This window comes from Ruminococcus sp. MCC718, from assembly GCF_018783905.1.
GTDB lineage: Bacteria > Bacillota > Clostridia > Lachnospirales > Lachnospiraceae > Hominisplanchenecus > Hominisplanchenecus faecis.
In genome coordinates this window covers 71,423-92,836 of record NZ_WQNP01000002.1, presented here as the reverse complement: position 1 = coordinate 92,836, position 21,414 = coordinate 71,423, and the positions used below count along the sequence as shown (strand labels likewise).

General features: G+C 46.8%; 16 protein-coding genes and 1 tRNA gene. 4 read left to right on the top strand and 13 right to left on the bottom strand.

Translation table 11 applies throughout. The features are described from left to right. Positions 1-59 precede the first annotated feature (59 nt). On the bottom strand, positions 60-1,004 hold the full coding sequence (locus GPK60_RS00375) for an HD domain-containing protein (protein ID WP_022119188.1): 945 nt from the start codon (positions 1,002-1,004) through the stop codon (positions 60-62). Between the two features lie 89 nt (positions 1,005-1,093). Beyond that, positions 1,094-2,380 (bottom strand): S1C family serine protease, encoded by a 1,287-nt coding sequence (locus GPK60_RS00370; protein WP_215658627.1) that lies wholly within the window; start codon positions 2,378-2,380, stop codon positions 1,094-1,096. Between the two features lie 302 nt (positions 2,381-2,682). Between GPK60_RS00370 and GPK60_RS00365 the strand changes: the two genes are divergently transcribed. The 3 genes from GPK60_RS00365 to GPK60_RS00355 all read left to right on the top strand — a co-directional run bounded on the left by GPK60_RS00365 (position 2,683) and on the right by GPK60_RS00355 (position 7,406). Beyond that, positions 2,683-5,067, top strand: a complete 2,385-nt coding sequence (locus GPK60_RS00365) for an endonuclease MutS2 (protein ID WP_215658626.1) — start codon at positions 2,683-2,685, stop codon at positions 5,065-5,067. A 219-nt stretch (positions 5,068-5,286) separates the two neighbouring features. Beyond that, positions 5,287-5,991 (top strand): response regulator transcription factor, encoded by a 705-nt coding sequence (locus tag GPK60_RS00360; protein ID WP_022119185.1) that lies wholly within the window; start codon positions 5,287-5,289, stop codon positions 5,989-5,991. Then, on the top strand, positions 5,988-7,406 hold the full coding sequence (locus GPK60_RS00355) for a HAMP domain-containing sensor histidine kinase (RefSeq protein WP_147632849.1): 1,419 nt from the start codon (positions 5,988-5,990) through the stop codon (positions 7,404-7,406). Before GPK60_RS00360 ends, GPK60_RS00355 begins: the two co-directional genes overlap by 4 nt. Before the next feature lie 201 nt (positions 7,407-7,607). Here the strand turns inward: GPK60_RS00355 and GPK60_RS00350 are convergent, their stop codons facing one another. From GPK60_RS00350 to GPK60_RS00320, 7 genes are all read right to left on the bottom strand, one after another. After that, on the bottom strand, positions 7,608-8,111 hold the full coding sequence (locus GPK60_RS00350; protein WP_022119183.1) for a tRNA (cytidine(34)-2'-O)-methyltransferase: 504 nt from the start codon (positions 8,109-8,111) through the stop codon (positions 7,608-7,610). Next, a complete protein-coding gene (locus GPK60_RS00345; protein WP_215658625.1) occupies positions 8,111-9,283 on the bottom strand; it encodes an aminotransferase class I/II-fold pyridoxal phosphate-dependent enzyme in 1,173 nt (390 codons plus the stop codon). The genes GPK60_RS00350 and GPK60_RS00345 overlap by 1 nt, the downstream gene beginning before the upstream one ends. Further along, positions 9,280-9,762 carry an Lrp/AsnC family transcriptional regulator gene (locus tag GPK60_RS00340; protein WP_022119181.1) on the bottom strand — a complete coding sequence of 161 codons (483 nt, stop codon included), beginning with the start codon at positions 9,760-9,762 and terminating at the stop codon, positions 9,280-9,282. The genes GPK60_RS00345 and GPK60_RS00340 overlap by 4 nt, the downstream gene beginning before the upstream one ends. Before the next feature lie 14 nt (positions 9,763-9,776). Then, positions 9,777-10,301 (bottom strand): AIR synthase-related protein, encoded by a 525-nt coding sequence (locus GPK60_RS00335; protein ID WP_173895463.1) that lies wholly within the window; start codon positions 10,299-10,301, stop codon positions 9,777-9,779. 24 nt (positions 10,302-10,325) lie between these two features. Further along, positions 10,326-11,969, bottom strand: a complete 1,644-nt coding sequence (locus GPK60_RS00330; RefSeq protein WP_215658624.1) for a VanW family protein — start codon at positions 11,967-11,969, stop codon at positions 10,326-10,328. A 151-nt stretch (positions 11,970-12,120) separates the two neighbouring features. Next, complete coding sequence (locus GPK60_RS00325; protein WP_215658623.1) at positions 12,121-12,840, bottom strand: 3'-5' exonuclease; 720 nt, start codon at positions 12,838-12,840, stop codon at positions 12,121-12,123. Beyond that, a complete protein-coding gene (locus GPK60_RS00320) occupies positions 12,837-14,579 on the bottom strand; it encodes a B12-binding domain-containing radical SAM protein (protein WP_215658622.1) in 1,743 nt (580 codons plus the stop codon). Before GPK60_RS00320 ends, GPK60_RS00325 begins: the two co-directional genes overlap by 4 nt. A 346-nt stretch (positions 14,580-14,925) precedes the next feature. Between GPK60_RS00320 and GPK60_RS00315 the strand changes: the two genes are divergently transcribed. Further along, a tRNA-Gly gene (locus tag GPK60_RS00315) sits at positions 14,926-14,998 on the top strand. A gap of 212 nt (positions 14,999-15,210) precedes the next feature. Here GPK60_RS00315 and GPK60_RS00310 read toward each other — a convergent pair. From GPK60_RS00310 to tilS, 4 genes are all read right to left on the bottom strand, one after another. Continuing rightward, positions 15,211-17,313 (bottom strand): glycoside hydrolase family 13 protein, encoded by a 2,103-nt coding sequence (locus tag GPK60_RS00310; protein WP_215658621.1) that lies wholly within the window; start codon positions 17,311-17,313, stop codon positions 15,211-15,213. A gap of 339 nt (positions 17,314-17,652) precedes the next feature. Continuing rightward, positions 17,653-19,464, bottom strand: a complete 1,812-nt coding sequence (ftsH, locus tag GPK60_RS00305) for an ATP-dependent zinc metalloprotease FtsH (protein WP_215658620.1) — start codon at positions 19,462-19,464, stop codon at positions 17,653-17,655. A gap of 15 nt (positions 19,465-19,479) precedes the next feature. Further along, the gene (hpt, locus tag GPK60_RS00300) at positions 19,480-20,001 is read right to left on the bottom strand and encodes a hypoxanthine phosphoribosyltransferase (protein WP_173897590.1); all 522 of its coding nucleotides are present in this window, start codon (positions 19,999-20,001) and stop codon (positions 19,480-19,482) included. 1 nt (position 20,002) lies between these two features. Continuing rightward, positions 20,003-21,406 (bottom strand): tRNA lysidine(34) synthetase TilS, encoded by a 1,404-nt coding sequence (gene tilS / locus GPK60_RS00295; protein WP_215658619.1) that lies wholly within the window; start codon positions 21,404-21,406, stop codon positions 20,003-20,005. Between the last annotated feature and the right edge of the window lie 8 nt (positions 21,407-21,414).

The window sequence follows — 21,414 nt, the reverse complement described above, 5'->3', positions numbered from 1 at the left end:
TTTAATTCCTCCATGAACAGAAACTTTTCCGGCTTCTTTAACTGTTTCACATTGTCTGATCAGATACTTGTCTTGCGGATATTTGACTCAAACAGGCGGTTATAACCAAGCCAGTCATTGTTATCGTTATTGCTCTTTAATGCTTCTTTAAATGTCTCGAGTTTTGCATCGGTATTGTCTGCAAAATTCAGTGCCAGTGCTTCTGCCAGTGCCGGCTTTTTCGGGGAACCGTATTCCAGTTCTCCGTGATGTGCCAGAATGCAGTGTTTCAGTTCACTTGCCAGTTTTTTCGGAAAATTCGGAATGCGGCGGATACTTGCTCCGACCAGTTCCACGCCCATCACGATATGGCCGAGAAGCTGTCCGTCATCCGTGTAATCGTTTTCCGGAAATCTGGAGATTTCTTTCATTTTTCCCACATCGTGGAACAGTGCCGCACATAACAGAAGGTCTTTATTTAAAAACGGATACTGTTTTACATAGTAATAGCAGAGTTTTGTCACATTTAAGGTATGCTCCAGAAGTCCGCCCACAAATCCGTGATGCACGCTCTTTGCCGCAGAATGTCCTTTGAACGCTTTGATAAAAGCTTCATTTTCCACAAAATAGCTGTCTGTAAGCTGCTTCAGATACGGATTCTCGATTTTATGCACATACGTGAGCAGCTCTTCGTACATCTCATCAATGTTTCGCTCACTGACCGGCAGATAATCTTCTTCGATATATTCGCCTTCTCTTGCTTTTCGTACTCTTTTGATGGAAACCTGTAATGCTCCCTGAAAACTTGTGACATCTCCAACCACATCGATATAGTCCAGCATATCGAAATCCTCAATTCCCTGAGAGTTCGGATCCCAGATTTTGGCATCGATCACTCCTGTTTTGTCCTGAAGGATCACATTCTCATATGATTTGCCGTTTTTTGTCATCGCAGACTGTCTGTATTTGCAAAGATAAATTCCTGAAAGTCTCTCGCCTTCGTGCAATGTTTCAATATATTTCATTGTTTTGACCTTTCTCTTATTAAATAAACATGAATGGTTCCGTGCAGGACAGATCACTTGCTGCCGGTACCATGATCTTATCTGTTTCGTTATCTGGCTCCCATGACCAGTTTCATTTCTACATCGGCATAACCGCCGATACTTTTTCTGCGGACCTTGATTTTTAAGGTATCACCTTCCTGATATTTCCGCAGAATGTCTTCGTACTCGGACATCGAGCCAACGCTTTCCCCGTTGATCTCTGTGATCACATCGGCTGCCTGTATCCCGGCATACATGGCCGGTGAATCTGTGTTCACTTTCTTGACATAAATACCGTAAGGAACGCTGAAATGCTCTGCCACATCGGCACTGACGCTCTTTCCGACCACACCGGTATAAGGAAGCGACCTGCCTGCTGCCAGCATTTCCAGCAGATAGCTGATATCAGAAATGCCAAGTGCAGTCAACGTATCTGCCGCACCAGTCTGTTTGAATTTCTGTGCCACAATGCCGACCATATTTCCATCCAGATTCAGCAGAAATCCATAGCTCATATCGCTGGCCGCCATGTCCGTTGCGATCACCCTATACTCTCCGTCCACATCTTCACACTCCGTAATCGAAGTGATCATGCCATAATTAATCGAATCTGTATACCCCATTGGACTTCCGACTGCGATCACCGATTCCCCTTTTTCTACGCTGGAAATTCCTTTGATCGAAATTGCGGAAATGCTCTGGATCGTGGATTCCTTTATACTTTTGAGCGGAATCTCCAGAATCGCAAGCTCTGTCACCGTATCCTGCCGTCTGACAGCTGCATCTGCGACCTCTCCGCCCGGGAAGGTTACTGTAATCTGCTGTGCACTCTTGATAAAACGACTGGAAGTCAGGATGTAAAGCCAGTTGCTGTCCACGCGGAACACCAGTCCGGAAGTCTCCGTCACATTCTCATAGCTTTCACTGAACCAGTCCATTTTTGCCACATAGCTTTTAATCTTTACCAGAGAATTTTCTGCAGAATCTACCACATTTTTCATCTGATCATAGTGCATGCGGTATTCTTCGATTGCATCTGTTTCTTTGCTGTTCTTTTTCCTGCCTTTTGCCGTCTCCTTTTCGTCATCCGCTTTCTGCTCTGTCTGTCCGGTTTCTGTCTCCTGAGTATGTGTCTCTTCCTGAACCATCACGATCTGTGTCGGCTCATCCGGCTTTCCAAACTGATTGCTCGCCCACGGCTGTACGATCGCGAACATCACACCCGCCGCCACCCCGAAAATAAGTGCCAGGGCAATCGCCGCTGCCCCCTGCGTAAACCACTTACGTCGGTAGAACGGCTTTTTCTTGATCTGTTCATTGATAAAATGAAACTCTTTCTTCTCGTTCTCACCCATATACCTGATCCCTTCTGCTATTATAGGCTTTTCGCTCAAAATACCTTTTGACCATACCCACATTATAGGGTACAATAGAAAAATAGTAAAGTTATAATTATAGGATGCCAGGGGCAAAAGCCTGAAACTACGATGTGCTTGCACAGGAGTGGTTTTATGGCTTAATGCCCCGCCCGACGTGAGCATAAAAGTGAAGCGGAAGCTTCACGATATGCGAATGGCGGACAGAATTGTGGGAGTACGAAGTACGGAACAATTCGTATGGCATCTTTTGTTACACATCACTACAAGAGGTATGCTATATGAACCCAAAGGCTTTAAAAACTTTAGAATATAATAAAATCATTGACAAACTCACAGAATTTGCCGGTTCGGCACTTGCAAAAGAGACGTGCCGCAATCTGCAGCCATCCACGGATCTGTACGAGATTCAGGCTCTCCAGAAGGAGACAAGCGATGCCCTTTCCCGTATTTATCAGAAAGGTGCGGTATCGTTCCGCGGCGTCCGCGACATCCGCGGCTCCATCAAGCGTCTGGAGATCGGTGCGATCATCGGTATCAATGAACTGCTTTCGATCTGCAGTCTTCTTGAGGTCTGCAGCAAGGTAAAGGCTTATTCCAGAAATGACCGTGATCCTGATTTTGAGGATTCTCTGGAAGCTATGTTTCAGGCACTGCAGCCTCTGACACCGGTTTCTTCCGAGATCCGCAGATGTATCGCCTCGGAGGAGGAATTAAATGACGATGCCAGTCCTGCACTGTTCAAGATCCGCCGCTCCATGCGTCAGATCAACGACAAGGTCCACGCTCAGCTCCAGACGATGGTAAATGGCTCCGCCCGCACCTACTTGCAGGATGCGGTTGTCACCATGCGAAACGGACGCTACTGTATCCCGGTCAAAGCAGAGCACCGCGGACAGATTCCGGGCATGATCCATGATCAGTCCTCCACCGGTTCTACCCTGTTTGTGGAGCCGATGGCTGTCATCAAACTGAACAATGACCTGCGTGAACTGGAATTAAAAGAAGAAAAAGAAATCGAGATGATCCTTGCCACCTTAAGTGCCAGATGTGGTGAAGAAACCGAAGCTCTGCGTGATGACCTGGATCTTCTGACAAAACTGGATTTTATTTTTGCCAGAGCACAGCTCTCCCGCTCAATGAACGGCACACAGCCGGATTTCAACGAGGAAGGCCGTATCCTCATCAAAAAAGGAAGACATCCGCTTCTCGATAAAAAGAAAGTCGTTCCGATCGACATTCAGCTCGGTAAGGATTTTGAACTGCTGATCATCACCGGTCCGAATACCGGCGGTAAAACCGTTTCCCTGAAAACAGTCGGACTTTTTACCCTGATGGGACAGGCCGGACTGCATATCCCGGCATTTGACCACTCAGAGCTTTCCGTATTTCACGAAGTTTTTGCGGATATCGGCGATGAGCAGAGCATTGAGCAGAGTCTCAGTACTTTTTCCGCCCATATGACAAATACGGTATCGATCTTAAAAGAAGCGGATGACCGTTCGCTCGTGTTGTTCGATGAGCTTGGTGCCGGAACCGATCCGACCGAAGGTGCAGCCCTTGCAATCGCGATCCTTTCCAACCTGCATCGCCGCGGTTCCCGCGTTATGGCAACCACGCACTACAGCGAATTAAAGGTGTTTGCACTTTCCACACCGGGCGTGGAAAACGGCTGCTGCGAGTTTGATGTGGAAACTCTGCGTCCGACTTACCGGCTGCTGATCGGTGTTCCGGGTAAAAGTAATGCTTTTGCGATTTCTCAGAAACTTGGTCTGTCACAGGACATTATCGAGGAAGCAAAAACACATTTGACCAAACAGGATGAAGATTTTGAAGATTTACTTGCTGATCTGGAGCAAAAACGTGTTACAATAGAACAGGAACGTGACCAGATCAATTCCTATAAAGAAGAGATCCGCGAATTAAAGCAGCGTCTTGAATCCAAACAGGAAAAACTGGACTTAAGCCGCGACAAGATTCTCCGTGAAGCAAATGAGCAGGCACGCAATATTTTGCAGGAAGCCAAAGATTATGCCGATACTACGATCCGCAATTTCCAGAAATATGGAAAGGCTGCCGGCGTGTCTGCCAAAGACATGGAAAAGGAACGCGGCAAACTGCGTGAGAAAATGTCCACAGTTGACAAAAAGCTTTCTGCGAAGAATGCGGCTCCGAAAAAATCGCATAAACAGCTTACCGCCAAAGATCTGCACATCGGCGACAGCATAAAGGTACTGAGCCTGAACCTCAAAGGTACGGTCAGCACGCTGCCGGATGCAAAAGGCAACCTGTTTGTTCAGATGGGAATCCTGCGTTCTCAGGTAAACATCCGGGATCTGGAAAAACTGGATGATACCGTGATCACCGGAGGCAATTTCAGCAAGACCGGTTCCGGCAAGATCAAAATGTCCAAATCGGCATCTGTCAGCACAGAGATCAATCTGCTCGGAAAGACCGTCGACGAGGCGATCATGGAGCTGGATAAATATCTTGACGATGCTTACATTGCCCACCTTCCTTCCGTCCGTATCGTACACGGAAAAGGTACCGGTGCACTTCGAAAAGGTGTTCACAATTATCTCCGCCGCCAGAAGCATGTCAAGAGCTATCGCCTTGGCGAATTCGGCGAGGGTGATGCCGGAGTTACGATCGTGGAGTTCAAATAAAACTGTTAAAATCAATAATGCCTTAAGAATTGTTCCGTACTTCGTACTCTCACAATTCTATCCGACATTCGCATATCGTGAAGCTTACGCTCCACTTTTATGCTCATATCGGTGCAGGTCATTAAGCCATAAAACCACTCCTGTGCAAGCACATCGTGGTTTCAGGCTTTTGACCTTAGCATTATTAAATATTATTTAAAAACATGAGGAGTATATATTATGGTAAACAGACAAAAGATTATGATTGTTGATGATGATGAGAACATTGCAGAGCTGATCTCTTTGTATCTCACCAAAGAGTGTTTTAACACGCGAATTGTTCACGACGGCGAAAGTGCCATGCGTGAATTTGATACTTACGGACCGAATCTGGTCCTGCTGGATCTGATGCTTCCGGGCATGGACGGCTATCAGGTATGCCGCGAACTGCGTCAGCGTTCTTCCGTGCCGATCATCATTCTGTCTGCAAAGGGTGAGGTGTTTGACAAGGTACTCGGTCTGGAACTTGGTGCAGATGATTACATGATCAAACCGTTTGATTCCAAAGAGCTGGTTGCCAGAGTCAAAGCAGTTCTCCGCCGTTTCCAGCCAGAGAAATCTTCCAGTTCACAGAATTCCGGCAAGATCGTGGAATACCCGGATCTGATCGTAAATCAGACCAACTATTCTGTTATCTATAAAGGATCTACCGTTGACATGCCGCCAAAAGAACTGGAACTGCTCTATTTCCTGGCTTCTTCACCAAACCAGGTTTTCACAAGAGAACAGCTGCTGGATCACATCTGGGGCTATGAATACATCGGCGATACCCGTACGGTTGACGTACATATCAAACGTCTCCGGGAAAAGATCAAAGGAAATGATTCCTGGGCACTGACCACCGTATGGGGTATCGGCTATAAATTTGAGGTTAAAAACATATGAAACGCAGACTTTACCAAAAACTCATTCTGGCATGGATCTGTTTCGCCGTACTGAGTTTTGTATCCGTAGCTGGTATCACTTCTTCGCTTGTGGAAAAGCATCTGATCAAAAACAGGACAGAAGGCATGTACCGCGAAGCAAATGTGATCGCTGCCGGAAGGCTCGCACAGAATTACACCGAGCGGGCTTCTTTGCAGGACACCTACACGAACCTGCTGGCCGTCGCCTCTTACCAGTCCATGCGGCTCTGGCTGATGGACAGTAATGGCAAGATCCTGATCGATACGGCTGTCGGCTATGATCAGTCAAAGATCACGCAGCTGGATTCTTTTGATCCGGCATCCCTGTCCGGCAATTATTATCAAACCGGTCGCTTTTTTGACTATTTTGATGAAGATATGCTCAGTGTGGTCGCACCGATCACATCCAACTACATCACGAAAGGCTACATTGCAGTCCATTATGAAAAGAACAAACTGGAAACGGAGAAAAATTCCATTCTCAACTGTTCCTACATCACACTGGCTATGATCCTGGCTCTTTCTCTGATCGTATTGATTACATTTACATTTGTAGTATATTTTCCGATCCGCCGCATCATACACGGAGCAGATGAATATGCCGCCGGCAACCTGAACTACAAGATCCCGGTCGAATCCAACGATGAAATCGGTTACCTTGCCGCTTCTATGAATTATATGGCAGGCGAGCTGAACAACTCCGGCGAAAGCCAGCGAAAATTTATTTCCAACATTTCGCATGATTTCCGTTCTCCGCTTACTTCCATCAAAGGGTACGTAGAAGCCATGCTGGACGGCACGATCCCACCGGAAATGCAGGAGCGATACCTCAATGTCGTTCTCTCAGAAACAAACCGTCTGACCAAGCTCACAAAAGGACTGCTGACTCTCAACAACTTCGATGATAAGGGAACGTACCTGGAACTTGCAGATTTCGACATCAATGCGATCATCCGCCAGACTGTGGAAACCTTCCGCAGCCTGTGCTGGGACAAACACATTTCTTTCCAGCTTACGTTCGAAGAAGAGTCACTGTACGTCAATGCCGATGTTGGAAAGATCCAGCAGGTTCTCTATAATCTGATCGACAACGCCGTAAAATTCAGTCATCCAGATTCTCTGATCTACATCTCTTCTCTGGAAAAGCACGGAAAAGTCTTTGTATCTGTAAAAGACACCGGCGAAGGCATCGCAAAGGACAGCTTAAATAAAATATGGGAGCGTTTCTATAAGAGCGATCCATCCAGAGGAAAAGATAAAAAAGGCACCGGACTTGGTCTTTCGATCGTCAAAGAGATCATCCAGGCCCACGGTGAAAATATCAACGTTGTCAGCACGCAGGGCGTAGGAACCGAGTTTACATTTACACTGCCATGCAGCAAGAACAAAAAATGACGGAGATTTTGTAAATGTGCAAATGAACGTTGCAAAAATAGTTTTGTAAAAAATAGTACGCCATGATGATTCGAAAACAATCTCACGACGGAAGCCTCGCTACCGTCAGAGCGATTTGTTTTCGAATTCATCATGGCTGTCTTATTTTACGCACTATGTTTTTCAATGCATTTCGTTTGCACATTAAGAAAACCTCCGCAGCTATCCCTTCCAGTGCAGCCGGTGCAGGTCGCCTTCCAGCTGCATATGATCGAAGTGATTCTGGCGAAGTGCCTCATAAAGCACGATTGCCACAGAATTGCCAAGATTCAGGGAGCGGATATCATTGATCATCGGGATACGGATCGCCGTCTCCTGATTCTCTACCAGAATTTCTTCCGGGATCCCGGCACTTTCTTTTCCGAACATAATGTAACAATCCGGCTCATAGGCCACTTCCGTGTAGGTTTTTTTTGCCTTGGTTGTCGCCATATAGATCTTGGCTCCCGGATTCTTCTCCAGAAAGTCCGCATAATCAATGTAAGTAGTCACATCGAGATCTTTCCAGTAATCCATCCCGGCTCTCTTTAATGCCTTTTCGTTTAAGCGGAAGCCAAGCGGCTCGATCAGATGCAGTCTTGTCCCGGTTGCCACACAGGTTCTGCCTATATTTCCGGTGTTTGCCGGAATCTCCGGCTCAAAGAGCACGATATTCAGCTTTGCCATTATCTGCTGCCCTCTTCTTTCAGTCTCTTCACGAAATCTGCCATGCGGTCCAGTGCTTTCTTAAGATCTTCCAGTGAATAAGCATAGGAAATTCGCATGTACCCTTCGCCACACTCACCAAATGCACTTCCCGGAACGACAGCGACCTTCTCCTCTTTCAGCAGTCTGGATGCAAACTCATCCGAAGTCATGCCAAACTCTTTAATGCATGGGAATGCATAGAAAGCTCCAAGCGGCTCAAAGCACGGCAGTCCCATCTCTGCAAATGCATGCAGCAGATAACGTCTTCTGCCATTGTAGGATTCACGCATTTTGATCACATCATCATCGCCGTTTCTCAGTGCTTCTACGGCTGCATACTGGCTGTTGGTCGGAGCACACATGATCGCAAACTGATGTACCTTTGTCATCTGCTTGATGATCTCCTTTGGTCCGCACGCATAGCCAAGTCTCCATCCTGTCATTGCGTAAGCCTTAGAAAATCCGTTCATGGTGATCGTGCGTTCTTTCATGCCCGGCAGACTTGCGATCGATACATGATCTCCTGCGTAGGTCAACTCAGAATAAATCTCATCAGAAAGCACGTAAATATCGTGGCGGATGATCACTTCTGCGATCGCTTCGAGATCTTCTCTTGTCATAACCGCACCGGTCGGATTGTTCGGGAACGGCAGTACCAGAAGTTTTGTCTTATCGGTGATCGCATCCTCCAGCTCCTGTGCCGTTAAACGAAACTCATTCTCTGCTTTCAGGTTGATGACAACCGGAACACCGTCCGCTAAAACAGCACACGGCAGATAAGATACAAAACTTGGCTGTGGGATCAGCACTTCATCGCCCGGATTTAACAGTACACGCATCGCAAGGTCGATCGCCTCACTTCCACCTACGGTGATCAGCGTCTCGTCGATCGTATAGTCAACTTTGCATCTGCGACTTAAATATCTGCAGATCTCCTCACGCAGCTCTTTTAAACCTGCATTGGATGTGTAGAAAGTCCTTCCTCTCTCCAGACTGTAGATACCCTCATCACGGATATGCCACGGCGTATCAAAATCCGGTTCTCCCACACCAAGCGAAATGACATCGTCCATCTCGCTTACAATATCAAAAAATTTTCTGATTCCGGAAGGCTGAAGCCCCAGAACTTTATCGGAAATTACATTTTTCATGGTGTCACCAGCATCCTTTCATCTTTGCTTTTCTTTGTAAAAATCGTTCCGTGATCTTTATATTTTTTCAGGATGAAATGAGTGGCTGTACTTAAAACAGAATCCAGTGTGGAAAGCTTGTCAGAAACAAAACCTGATACCTGTTTCAGAGTCTTTCCTTCCAGAATGACCATCAGATCATAGGCACCGGAGATCAGATATACGCTTCTTACCTCCGGATAATTATAAATACGCTCTGCGATGGAATCAAATCCCTGTCCACGCATCGGAGTGACACGCACTTCGATCAGAGCGGTTACTTTCTCATCGGAAACCTTTTCCCAGTCGATCAGTGTGTGATAACCGCAGATGACCTTTTCCTCTTCCATCTTTGCGATCTCATTCATGATCGTTACTTCATCGCTGCCAAGTAAAACAGCCAGTTCTTTCGGATCAATACGGCTGTTTTTTTCTAAAAATGTCAATATCTGTTCTCTCATTTTTAAGCCTCCTTCTAATCGAACACCTTTTCCAGTTCCTCTTTCTGAGGACGGTCCAGGTATCTCTTTTTTCCCTGATTATAAATGATACGGTCATTGCCATCGTTCGTTCTTCCGATCACGGCTGCGTGAATCCCTTCACGTTCCAGCACGGAAACCAGCCCAAATCCGTCTTCCACTGCCACAAGAAGTGCCCCAGTGGAATCGGTATAGTAGGGATTCAGGTCAAAAAACTCGCAAATCTCCACAGTCTCCTGGCGGATCGGTATTTTCCGAAGATCAATTTCCATACCTGCATTTATCTGCTCCAGCATATTCCAGAGCCCGCCTAATACCCCGCCTTTTCCAAGCGGGTAAATGGCGGCAGCACCATACCCTCCTGAGATCTGGTACTCTCGCTCTGTGGACAGATAGCAGGTAAAACCTGCCGCATCACGTATCATCACGGACGGAAAACGGCTGGACAGCTCTTCTGCCCTGCACGAAGCAAGGACGGAAGTGCCTTTTAATGCTATCCATTTTGTCAAAACAAGATCCATAGTTTATATCCTTCTATCAATTTTTTACTCAATAACAGCTCCGTTTGTCGGGTCATCCGGCAGTGCCACATCCGGTGTGGAACTTCCATCTCCACCCTGCGTATTGTCTGCTGCGGAATCGCTCTGTGCCTGTGATTCGCTCTGCTGCTGATCCTGTGCCTGTGATTCACTCTGTGTCTGATCCTGTGCCTGTGACTCACTCTGTGCCTGATTCGCTGTCGCTGTACTTGTCTGTCCGTAATTTCCGCTTATGATCGCCTGAACCTGATCCAGGTCATTGTTTGCGATCGCAGACTGTATCGCCGCTGCCACAGTCGGGTTATCCGTATTTACTCCGACATCATAGCAGACCGGCGTTGCCTGATACGTACTGGAGTTCACCTGTTCTTTTGTCGTCTCACCATTTTCGGTAACATATTTCCACAGAACCGCGGTAAGCCCCTGCAGTGCTCCCTGTGTCTGGCTTAAGTAGCCGACCGGCTGATCCGTGGCATAGAGTGCTACACCATCCGCAGTCGTTGTTCCGGTTGTCTCGCTGACGTATTCTACCGTACGATTTGGATCTCTTGTCTCATGGCCATAGATCGTGAACGTCAGCTCGCCGCCGTAAGCATAGCCGGAAATATAAATCGGGTAGTCCGTATTATTCGCAAAACGAAGATCCATCAGTCCCTCTGCGATCGCCGCATCTTTGGAAGGATCCACATAAGTAACGATCATGGTATGATTGTGGCGTTCCAGCACTTCCAGTTCTGCATTTAAAACTGCATTGTAAAGTGTTGTGGAAACCTGGCAGATACCGCCGCCGTAACTGTCTACGACTTTTCCACTCTCATAGGAAGGAGCCAGCTCGTAGCCGTTCTCTTCAGTAAACGGAACGACTGCATCCGTTACGGAGAACTCTTCTCCCGGCATCAGGATATGTCCGTTTAACTTCTCTGCACCTGTCTCTACATTTTTGTTTCTGCCTGTGGTCGATCCGTAGTATGTAGTGGCTGTTCCGAGTACATCAGTGATGCTCGCCAGATCCTCCGTTGTACACTCCGGCTCTTTGATATCGGCCGCCAGCTCGATCGTAGTATTTTTGCCGTCCCAGTCAGTTTTGAGAGATTTCAAAATCTTTTTGACCGATTTCTCCACATTCAGCTCAATTCCATTTTCGCCCTGAACGACTTCAAAAGCACCATTTTCCGTAGAAAGCTGTGCATCGGTCGGTTCCCGGTTGAAGACATCTTCTTTTTCCTCCAGAACTTTCTGGATGCTGCTTCTGTCTACAGAATAATCTATGTCATATTTTCTGGATTCATTCTCCAGATCCTTTTTGTCTTTGTAACGTTTGATGATGTTGCCGGATTTGCCAAGCTCCGCCGCCTCCTGCACAACCTCTTCATTTGCCCAGGAAAGTCCGAGATCTCCCGCACTTACCACGGTCTCCTGATCATCTACTTTTAAGGTAATGTTCGCCGCTTTCGCTTCGCTCATACCATCTTCCACTGCTTTTTTCGCTTCTTCCTGCGTCATCCCGGAGACATCCACGTCTCCGATATATACGCCCTGGCTGATCGTCTGATCAGAATCTTCGGCAGCCATAACCCCTTTCGGCAAAAAAGCAACTGCACCTGTAACAGCCAGTGCTGCCATCAGTCCTAAAACTCCGATTTTTTTCATAATAATCATTTACCTCCATATCACCTGTGTGATACTTTAAAACATTCCAATAACAGCTGCCAGCGTAGGAAGTACCATCGCGATCACGATCAGTACCACGAGAATCCCGGAAAGAATCCGTTTTGTTTTTTTGTCACGAAAATGCATCATATCAATCACCCCTTATCATTTTCCCATACTGTAATATGATTCTGTCTGTAAGCCTGGAAGCCTGACTTCTCGTCAGCAGATCCAGGGCAACATTCGTTTCTATTTTATGATATTTCATCAAATCATTCAAGTAGACTTTTTGTATTTTCGTTGCCGGTACATCTTTTCTTACCTTATAAGTAAGTTTTTTCGGCTCAAAGTAAGTTTCGTTTTCCTCAGAAAATGCTTCTGTCAGTTTCTGATACAGCCGGCTCGCCGCATCCGCATCGTCGCACGCACGGTGCCATCTCTCCTCCCGGATCTGATAATAATCACACAGATCACCTAACTTCCGGCTCGGCAGTTCCGGCAGAAATTTGCGTGCGATCGCAAGGGTATCGATCGCCATATCCGGGAAGGTTTTCCCCATGTTTGCCGCGTTTTGCTGAAGAAATCCAAAATCAAAGCCTATGTTATGCCCAAGGATCACGGATTGTCCACAGAATTCCAGAAATTCCGGCAATACTGTGTGGATTTCCCTGCCCTGCTGTGCCATTTCGGTCGTGATCCCGGTCAGCTCTGTGACATGCTCCGGAACCGGAAATCCTGGATTTACCATGGCAGTGTAGGTCTCCGTCACTTCCATATCCCGGACTTTCACCGCACCGATCTCCAGGATCGCATCTTTTCTCGGGCTCAGTCCCGTCATTTCCAGGTCAAGTGCCACATAATCTCTTATCATACCCTTTCCTCTTCCTTCCGTTCCAGAATCCGATACGTTTTTGCATCTTTTGTGAGCGGATCTCGCCTTTTATAATCAAACAGCGTCCATTTTCCCTTCGAATCGACCTCAACGTGCGTCATATTCAGGATCTGTTTCCAGCTGTAGCCTTCGTAGTCTTTCAGATAACGCTTTTCCTCCGCTTCTTTTCTGAAAAATTCCTGGATCTCGCTCTTATATCCTGAAAGATCCGCAGCCCAGGACGGACGGCTCTTGCTCTTTTCCCTCAAGTAAAGATCCATCAGAAGATCATCCTCATATTTCGGTGCATGTTCTTTCTTCACATAGGAAAGAATAAAATCGTGCAGAATATCAAAGCGTCTCATGCGTGAATGTTTCAGTCCGTTCAGCCCGTTTTCTTCATAATATTCTGCCAGTGCCTCGTACATGGCAAACGGTGTGTCAAACTCCGCCTCCAGTGCCAGCATTGTACAGCGGAACTGACAGCTGTTATAGTAAACCTCAACCATCTCTTCTATGCCTTTTAAATAGATGACTTCATCGTAAGTCAGCCAGTTTGTCGATAAAACCTCGTACATAGGGCGTGTATGGTAAACGATCCCATATTCTCCTGCTTTCTCATGCATTTTTGAGCCTTTTAAGACTTTCAGAAAACCAAGCTGGAACTGCTGCGGCCGCAGGCGGTAGACATCGTTGAAGGATTTTTTGAAGCTCTCCAGATTCTCATACGGCAGCCCGGCGATCAGATCCAGATGCTGATGGATATTTTCGGCACTTGCCACCCGCTGCACTTTCTGTGTAACCATATCAAAATCCATTACACGGTCGATCTCATGGATGGTCTGTATGTTTGTGGACTGCACACCAATCTCGAGCTGGGCAAGTCCCGGCCGGAATGTGGCAAGCAGACCCATTTCTTCTTCATTTAAAATATCTGCCGCAATCTCAAAATGGAAGTTTGTGATGCCATTGTCATGCTCTTTGATGTAACGCCAGATTGCCATGCTGTGTCTGTGATTGCAGTTAAACGTCCGGTCCACAAACTTGACCTGCGGCACTTTATGATCCAGGAAAAACTGCAATTCCTTCTCTACCAGCTCCATGCTTCGAAGCCGCACCCGCTTATCGATCGAAGAAAGGCAATAACTGCACGAAAACGGGCAGCCTCTGCTCGTCTCATAATAGAGAATACGATTCTCAAACGGCATCATATTTTCATATTCTTCATATATAAAAGGAATTTCATCCAGACTGATCGGTGCCTGCGGCAGTCCCTGACTGATCTCCCCTTTCGGGTCCCGCCATACAATACCATGGCACTCGTCCAGTTTGTTCACCGCCTCTTTGCCATATATCTGGTAAAGTCCGGCAAGTTCACAAAAAGTCCGCTCACCCTCGCCTTTCATAATGCCGCGAAATTCCGGATGCTTCGCCAGAAATTTCTCTGCATCATAGGAAACCTCCGGTCCGCCTCCCCAGATTTCCAGATCCGGCAGAACCTTATACAGATCTGCTGCAATATCCTGAACAAATTCCAGATTCCAGATATAGCAGGAAAATGCCACCACATCCGGCTTTCTCTGATAAATATCCATCAGAATATCGTCTCGTCGGTGATTGATCGTATATTCCGTAAGTTCCACCTCAATTCCTCTCTTTGCCGCATAACTCTTCAGGCAGTACACCGCAAGATTGGAATGTATATATTTCGCATTGATTGCGACCAGCAATATTTTCATGCCATCCTCCTGATACAGGCAACTCCCCGCACTTCAAACCGAACGCCGGACATTACCTGATTTGATTAAACTTCCTGTTCATCCGCTCTCTTCCCCCGGATGTTTTTCAACTAAGTATCACGCAAAGAAATACATCTGTCAAGCGGATTCCGTTTTGCCGTGTCTTCCGGCATCCATGTACCCGGATGCTCATCCTCAAAATCCCCCTTTTGCATTGAATCGTCGCAAAAATTTAAACTTTTTATTTTTTTTGAATTTTTTTAAAATTTCCTGTTGACAAATGCATATTTCTATTGTATTATATGACCTGTGAGTTGCGGAACACAACTTACAAACACAAAGAAATGCGCGAGTGGCTCAGTTGGTGGAGCGCGACCTTGCCAAGGTCGAGGCCGCGGGTTCGAGTCCCGTCTCGCGCTTTTATTTTTTATTCTTTTACTTTATTGCTTTAATTCATTAAATCACTCATAATACCTGTCATACCTAATCTGAAATCCGCCAGCTTTCCCAAAACCGTATTTTCCGTCTTATCCCGCATTCTTCTCTGACAGCAGAAAACCCCGGGAACCTTTTATCTTAATCAAAAGAAAGGCTTCCGGGTTTTTTATCTTATCAACTGTTTTTATTTTTCTTATTTCCCGTGTCGGAGCACAATCCCGGACAGCGGCGGCAATGTCAACTCAATTTTTCCGCCATGCACTTCTGTAAAGTACTGCTCGGTCGTATAGCCCTGTGCATGCGTCAGCATCAGGCGTTCCATTTTACAGTTATGCTGCGGCACATTTACCTGCCATACAGACAGGGTGATCGTCTGCTCATTCAGATCGTTGTTAAATGCCACAACCATCTGCTCGTCCTGCGAGAATCTTCCATAAGAAAGTACGTTATGTCTCTGCTCCAGGAATTTCAGGGAGCCATGTGTCAGCACAGGACATGCTTTGTGGATACGGATCATTTCTTTGTGGAATGTGATCAGGTCGTGATTTTCCTCGCCCCACGGATAGGTCCTGCGGTTGTCCGGATCGGTAAATCCACAGACTCCGGCCTCATCGCCGTAATAGATCGTCGGTGCTCCCGGCCAGGTCATCTGCATCACAACGGCCTCACGCATGACCGCCACGTTGATATCCTGGGAGGCTGCCTCATATCCCAAGTTCGCCACACGCCCTACTTTGTGGTTCGTTCTGGTCAGGAAACGAGAATGGTCATGGTTGGAAAGCTCGTTCATCGCCACCTGAAGCGACGGTGCCAGAAAGCTTGCCATATGATGACGCATTGCTCCGGTAAATGCTGCTTCATTGCCGAGCAGGTCGCCGCGGAACTCATCGCTGTGCTTTTCCATTCCGGTAAAGAACCAGGTCAGTGGCTCCATAAAGGCATCATAATTCATAACGGTATCCCATTCATCACCGCGAAGCCAAGACTTGGCATCGCCGTAATGTTCTGCCAGAATGATCGCATTCGGATTGGCCTCTTTTACGACTTTGCGGAATTCTTTCCAGAACTGATGGTTATATTCATTGGAAAATCCAAGGTCAGCAGCCACATCCAGTCTCCAGCCATCGACATTGAACGGCGGGGAAACCCATTTCTTTCCGATCTCCAGAATATAATCGTGCAGCTTCGGTGACTGCTCATAGCAAAGCTTCGGCAGGGTATCATGTCCCCACCAGCCATCGTAATTCGGGTTGTACGGCCATGCCTGGTCGTTATTGAATTTGAAAAAACTGCGATAAGGACTGTCTGCGGAAACATAAGCTCCCGGTTCATACCCTTCCTGATTCTCATAAATCTGCTCACGGTCCATCCATTTATTAAAGGAACCGCAGTGGTTGAACACACCGTCCAGGATCACTTTCATGCCCCTGCGGTGAATTTCTTCGACCAGCTGAACAAAAAAAGTGTTGCTGGACTCCAGGTTTGCTTTGTCGGTTACTCGTTTGATGTATTTAGAAGCATGGGCATTGATCGTATCCCCGTCCTTCAGAGTCTCGCCACCGTCGCTTACGATCTTTCCATAGTGCGGATCAATGTAATCATAATCCTGGATATCGTATTTATGGTTGGACGGTGAGACAAAGATCGGGTTGAAATAAATAACATCCACGCCAAGATCCTGCAGATAATCCAGCTTGTTCATCACGCCTTGAAGGTCACCGCCGTAAAATTCACGCACGCCCATAAAGGATGGGTTCTTCCGCCAGTCAGTCACCTTCCGGGAGTAGTCGCCGATGTAATAGTACTCGCAGTCTTCGACGGTATTGTTCGTGTCCCCGCTTGAAAAACGATCCACAAAGATCTGGTACATAACAGCACCTTTTGCCCATTCCGGCGTGTGGAAACCCGGTGCGATTGTAAAATCATAGACATCGAGGCGATCCCTGGATACACCGATCTTGTTGTAGAAACATCGGATCTTGCCAGCATGTATCTCAAAAAAATAGTGGACGGATTCTTCCTGCATGACCAGACGGATTTTGAAATAATCAAAATCTCCTTCTGATTTTTCGTATTCCATAGCAAGATGCCTGTCATTGCTTACCAGATATACTTTATCAACATTATCTTTCCAGGTTCGGAAACGTATCGTAACAATGTCGCCCGGATCAGGTTCCATCGGTGTTACATAATTTGCCGTCTCATCGCTGAAAAGTGCATTCGGTTTAAACACAGGACGCATCTGTAGCACATACTGACGAAGCTTATCCTGATATTCTATATTTGCTAAGTTCATATTTTCCTCCTAAGAAGACCAAGAGCGTCTTCACACACCCGGATCACGTTCTTACGGCTCTTTTGCGGTCATTTTAAAGGAAACGCCTGCGAGACGTTCATAACCTGCATTCAAACTGTAGAATTATTACTATCTTACACCATATTTTTCAAATTCACAACGAAATAATCCAGAAAAGGGAAAAAGACAGTTCATATGAACTGTCTTTCTTTGGAGAAGGTATTTCTTCTTATGGGGTGTAGCAAAAACTATATAATGTATTGGGGGTTTTACAAGTAATAATATACCACAGGTACAAATTTAAGTGTGCATAATCTTCACAAAATCTAAAATTATTTTTTATGCATTTTCACCAAAAAGGCTTTCAAACTCTTCCCTGCCAATTTTTTCTTTTTCAATCAGAAGCTGTGCACAGCGATGTAAAACATTCATATGCTCCTGAAGAAGTTCTTTGGCTTTTGCATAAGACTCATCAATGATGTTTTTTACTTCACCGTCGATCAGTGCAGCTGTCTGGTCTGCGTAACCCTTTGTATGTGCCAGGTCGCGTCCGATAAAGACTTCATCGTCATCGCTTCCATAATGGATCAGACCGACTTTGTCCGACATACCGTACTGTGTGACCATGGCTCTTGCCATCTGCGTTGCCTGTTTGATATCCTGGGATGCTCCGGTCGTCACATCGCCAAAGATCAGCTCTTCTGCAACGCGTCCCCCAAAGTCCACGATGATATTCTGCAGCATTTTCTTTTTGCTGTTGAACATCTCATCTTCACCCGGAAGCGGCATCGTATAACCGGCTGCCCCCATTCCGGTCGGGATCACGGAGATCGTATGGACCGGTCCCATATCCGGCAGCACATGGAACAGGATCGCATGACCTGCCTCGTGGTAAGCGGTGATCTTCTTTTCTTTCTCGCTGATGATCCGACTCTTTTTCTCCTCGCCGATGCCGACTTTGATGAAGGCACGGCGGATATCTTCCTGCATGATATAGGCACGTTTTGCCTTTGCCGCATAAATTGCCGCCTCATTCATCAGGTTTTCCAGATCTGCCCCGGTAAATCCTGCGGATGTTCTGGCAATCTCTTTGAGATCTACGTCCTCTCCAAGCGGCTTGTTTTTGATATGGACTGCCAGGATCTCTTCTCTTCCGCGTACATCCGGTCGTCCGACGCCGATCTTGCGGTCGAAACGTCCCGGTCTTAAGATCGCCGGATCGAGGATGTCCACACGGTTTGTCGCCGCCATCACGATGATGCCTTCGTTGTATCCGAAACCATCCATCTCAACGAGCATCTGGTTCAGCGTCTGCTCACGTTCATCGTGACCGCCGCCTACGCCGGCTCCTCGTCTTCTGGCAACTGCATCGATCTCATCGATAAAGATGATACACGGTGCATGAAGTTTCGCCTCGGTAAACATATCACGCACACGGGATGCACCGACACCGACAAACATTTCCACGAAATCGGAACCGGAAATGCTGAAGAACGGAACACCCGCTTCTCCTGCCACGGCTTTCGCCAGCAGGGTCTTACCGGTTCCCGGAGGGCCGACAAGCAGCACACCTTTCGGGATACGTGCTCCGACCTGGAGATATTTTTTCGGTTCTTTCAGGAAATCGACAATCTCCTGCAGATCTTCTTTTTCTTCCTGAAGACCGGCAACATCTTTAAACGTAACTTTGCTGTTGTCCGGCATGGTCAGGGTTGCACGGCTTTTGCCAAAATTCATCATCCGGGCATTGCCTCCCGTCGCCTGACGGCTGCCCATCGTAAAAAATACCATAAAGATCACGCAGATCAGAAGCATCGGCAGTACCGTCGTCATAAAAATGCTCTCTTTTTCAACTGTGACCCTGTATGGAATCTGCTTCTGATCCAGAAGCTCTTCTGCCTTTGTCACATCAGAAACATCAAGTGTCAGATTTTCGCCTTGTTTCATGTGAATAGTAAGTTCTCCTGTCACTCCCTGAGAATTCTGTCTGATCTCTACGCCGCTGACCTTATTCTGTGCGACATATTTCTGGAACTGTGAATAGGTGACTCCTGTATTCTCTACGAGGTTGCCCCGGATATAATTGATCCCCAGAACCACAATGATCGCAATAATAACATAGAAGATACTCCCTTTTAGAACATTCTTCAATTCGGGTTCCCCTTTCTACTGCTCTACCACTCCGATGAACGGAAGGTTGCGGTATTTCTGGGCATAATCCAGACCATATCCTACAACAAATTCATCCGGAATGTTGAAAGCAACATAATCTACCTTTACATCCGTCACTCTGCGTTCCGGTTTGTCCAGAAGCGTGCACAGACGGATGCTTGCCGGGTTTCTTTTCTTCAGGATCTCGATCAGATAACTTAAGGTACGTCCGGAATCAATGATATCTTCTACGATCAGGACCTCTTTTCCTTCCAGCGGCTCATCCAGGTCTTTGATGATCTTTACGATACCACTTGATTTTGTCTCCGAACCGTAGCTGCTCACGGACATAAAATCGAGAGATACCGGAACGGTGATTCTCTTTGCCAGTTCACAGGTGAAAAATACGCCGCCTTTGAGCACGCAGATCATATGAACGGACTTGCCGGCATAATCTTTGCTGATCTGCTCACCGATTTTTTTGATTTTTTCATTTACTTCTTCTTCTGTCAACAGTACACGAATCTTATCTTCCATTTTAGTTCTCCTTATCTATTTGTATTTGCAGAATCTTTTTTGTACGTTCTGTTACCTTGTATGCCTCACTGATCCGGTATCCGACCACCCAAAGAATATGGGAGCCGTCCGCAATGAGCGGTATCTCATCCCGTCTCTCTCGCAGGATCTTCTCATCGATCATATACCTTTTCAGAGGCTTTGTCCCGCCTTCTGCATGCACACTGAGAGTATCGCCCGCCTGACGCGTACGAATCTCCAGTCTATGGTTTATGGTATCATAATCAAACCATTTTGTACACTTCTTTTGCGGAATTATTTGCTTTTCATAAGAAAAAACATCGGCTGTAATACGAAGATCTCTCCACCCTGTCACACCCGGGATCTGCAAATTTTCTCCCCTGCACTTTGCAGCTTCATTTCCCTTTTTTCTTATTGATCTGTTTTTCTCAAAAACAAGAAATTCATTTTTATTTACGGCACGTATGCCGCCCGGAAGATTTAATGATTTTCCATTCTGACCGGCTATAAGCTCCAGAAGTGCCCCGATATGCCGGCGGCTGACATCTTTCTGACCGGCGATCATTTTTTCCAGGCAAAATCTTATCAGATATTCCTGCATCAGATGCTCCTGACGGCAGAATCCTTCCCGCTCAAGAAATACTTCCGGCCCCGCTTTTTCCTCATAATGTACGTAACGCTCTGCAAGTTTCTGTACCTGGCTCTGGATATAATCCTCTGCCTCCTGAAGCCGCAGCCCTGCCTGTGCGATATGGCTCGCTGCCTGTCCGTTCACGCCCTGTGCAAGCAGCGGCAGGATCTCCAGGCGGATCCTGTTTCTCGTGTACTCGGTCTGATGGTTCGTCTCATCCGTCCGCCATGTGATCTGACGCCCCCGAAGTGCCGCCTCGATCTCGCTTCTTCTGGTATTTAAAAGCGGGCGGATAATGTTTTCACGCACCGGACGGATCCCGCCAAGTCCTCGAAGACCGCTTCCCCTTGCGAGATTCATCAGAATCGTCTCTGCCTGGTCATCCAGATTATGGGCAACGGCAATCTTGCAGTTTGACCTGCCGCTCTTTTTTGCCGCCTGCTCAAAGGCCTGATAGCGGGCTTTCCGCCCTGCCTCCTCGACCGTCAGGCTGCTTTCCTGTGCCATCTTTTTAATATCACAGGAAACCAGGTGAAACGGTACACCATATTCTTTGCAGAGGTTTTCCACATAGTTCGCATCTGCAAGGCTGTCCTGTCCACGGATCCCATGTTCGATGTGCACAACTTCCATGGAAAACGGGATCTCTTTCTGATATGCAAGCAGTTCAAAGAAAAGGCAGACAGAATCTGCTCCTCCCGAAACTCCGGCAATGACAAAATCTCCCGGCATGATCATCTTCTGTTCTCTGATAAAATTCTGTACCTGTCTCATATGTTCTC

What these genes read in the sequence shown, in the direction of transcription:
- GPK60_RS00375 (WP_022119188.1), bottom strand. Translation starts at nt 1,004, where the DNA reads ATGAAATATATTGAAACATTGCACGAAGGCGAGAGACTTTCAGGAATT.
- GPK60_RS00370 (WP_215658627.1), bottom strand. Translation starts at nt 2,380, where the DNA reads ATGGGTGAGAACGAGAAGAAAGAGTTTCATTTTATCAATGAACAGATC.
- GPK60_RS00365 (WP_215658626.1), top strand. Translation starts at nt 2,683, where the DNA reads ATGAACCCAAAGGCTTTAAAAACTTTAGAATATAATAAAATCATTGAC.
- GPK60_RS00360 (WP_022119185.1), top strand. Translation starts at nt 5,287, where the DNA reads ATGGTAAACAGACAAAAGATTATGATTGTTGATGATGATGAGAACATT.
- GPK60_RS00355 (WP_147632849.1), top strand. Translation starts at nt 5,988, where the DNA reads ATGAAACGCAGACTTTACCAAAAACTCATTCTGGCATGGATCTGTTTC.
- GPK60_RS00350 (WP_022119183.1), bottom strand. Translation starts at nt 8,111, where the DNA reads ATGGCAAAGCTGAATATCGTGCTCTTTGAGCCGGAGATTCCGGCAAAC.
- GPK60_RS00345 (WP_215658625.1), bottom strand. Translation starts at nt 9,283, where the DNA reads ATGAAAAATGTAATTTCCGATAAAGTTCTGGGGCTTCAGCCTTCCGGA.
- GPK60_RS00340 (WP_022119181.1), bottom strand. Translation starts at nt 9,762, where the DNA reads ATGAGAGAACAGATATTGACATTTTTAGAAAAAAACAGCCGTATTGAT.
- GPK60_RS00335 (WP_173895463.1), bottom strand. Translation starts at nt 10,301, where the DNA reads ATGGATCTTGTTTTGACAAAATGGATAGCATTAAAAGGCACTTCCGTC.
- GPK60_RS00330 (WP_215658624.1), bottom strand. Translation starts at nt 11,969, where the DNA reads ATGAAAAAAATCGGAGTTTTAGGACTGATGGCAGCACTGGCTGTTACA.
- GPK60_RS00325 (WP_215658623.1), bottom strand. Translation starts at nt 12,840, where the DNA reads ATGATAAGAGATTATGTGGCACTTGACCTGGAAATGACGGGACTGAGC.
- GPK60_RS00320 (WP_215658622.1), bottom strand. Translation starts at nt 14,579, where the DNA reads ATGAAAATATTGCTGGTCGCAATCAATGCGAAATATATACATTCCAAT.
- GPK60_RS00310 (WP_215658621.1), bottom strand. Translation starts at nt 17,313, where the DNA reads ATGAACTTAGCAAATATAGAATATCAGGATAAGCTTCGTCAGTATGTG.
- hpt (WP_173897590.1), bottom strand. Translation starts at nt 20,001, where the DNA reads ATGGAAGATAAGATTCGTGTACTGTTGACAGAAGAAGAAGTAAATGAA.
- tilS (WP_215658619.1), bottom strand. Translation starts at nt 21,406, where the DNA reads ATGAGACAGGTACAGAATTTTATCAGAGAACAGAAGATGATCATGCCG.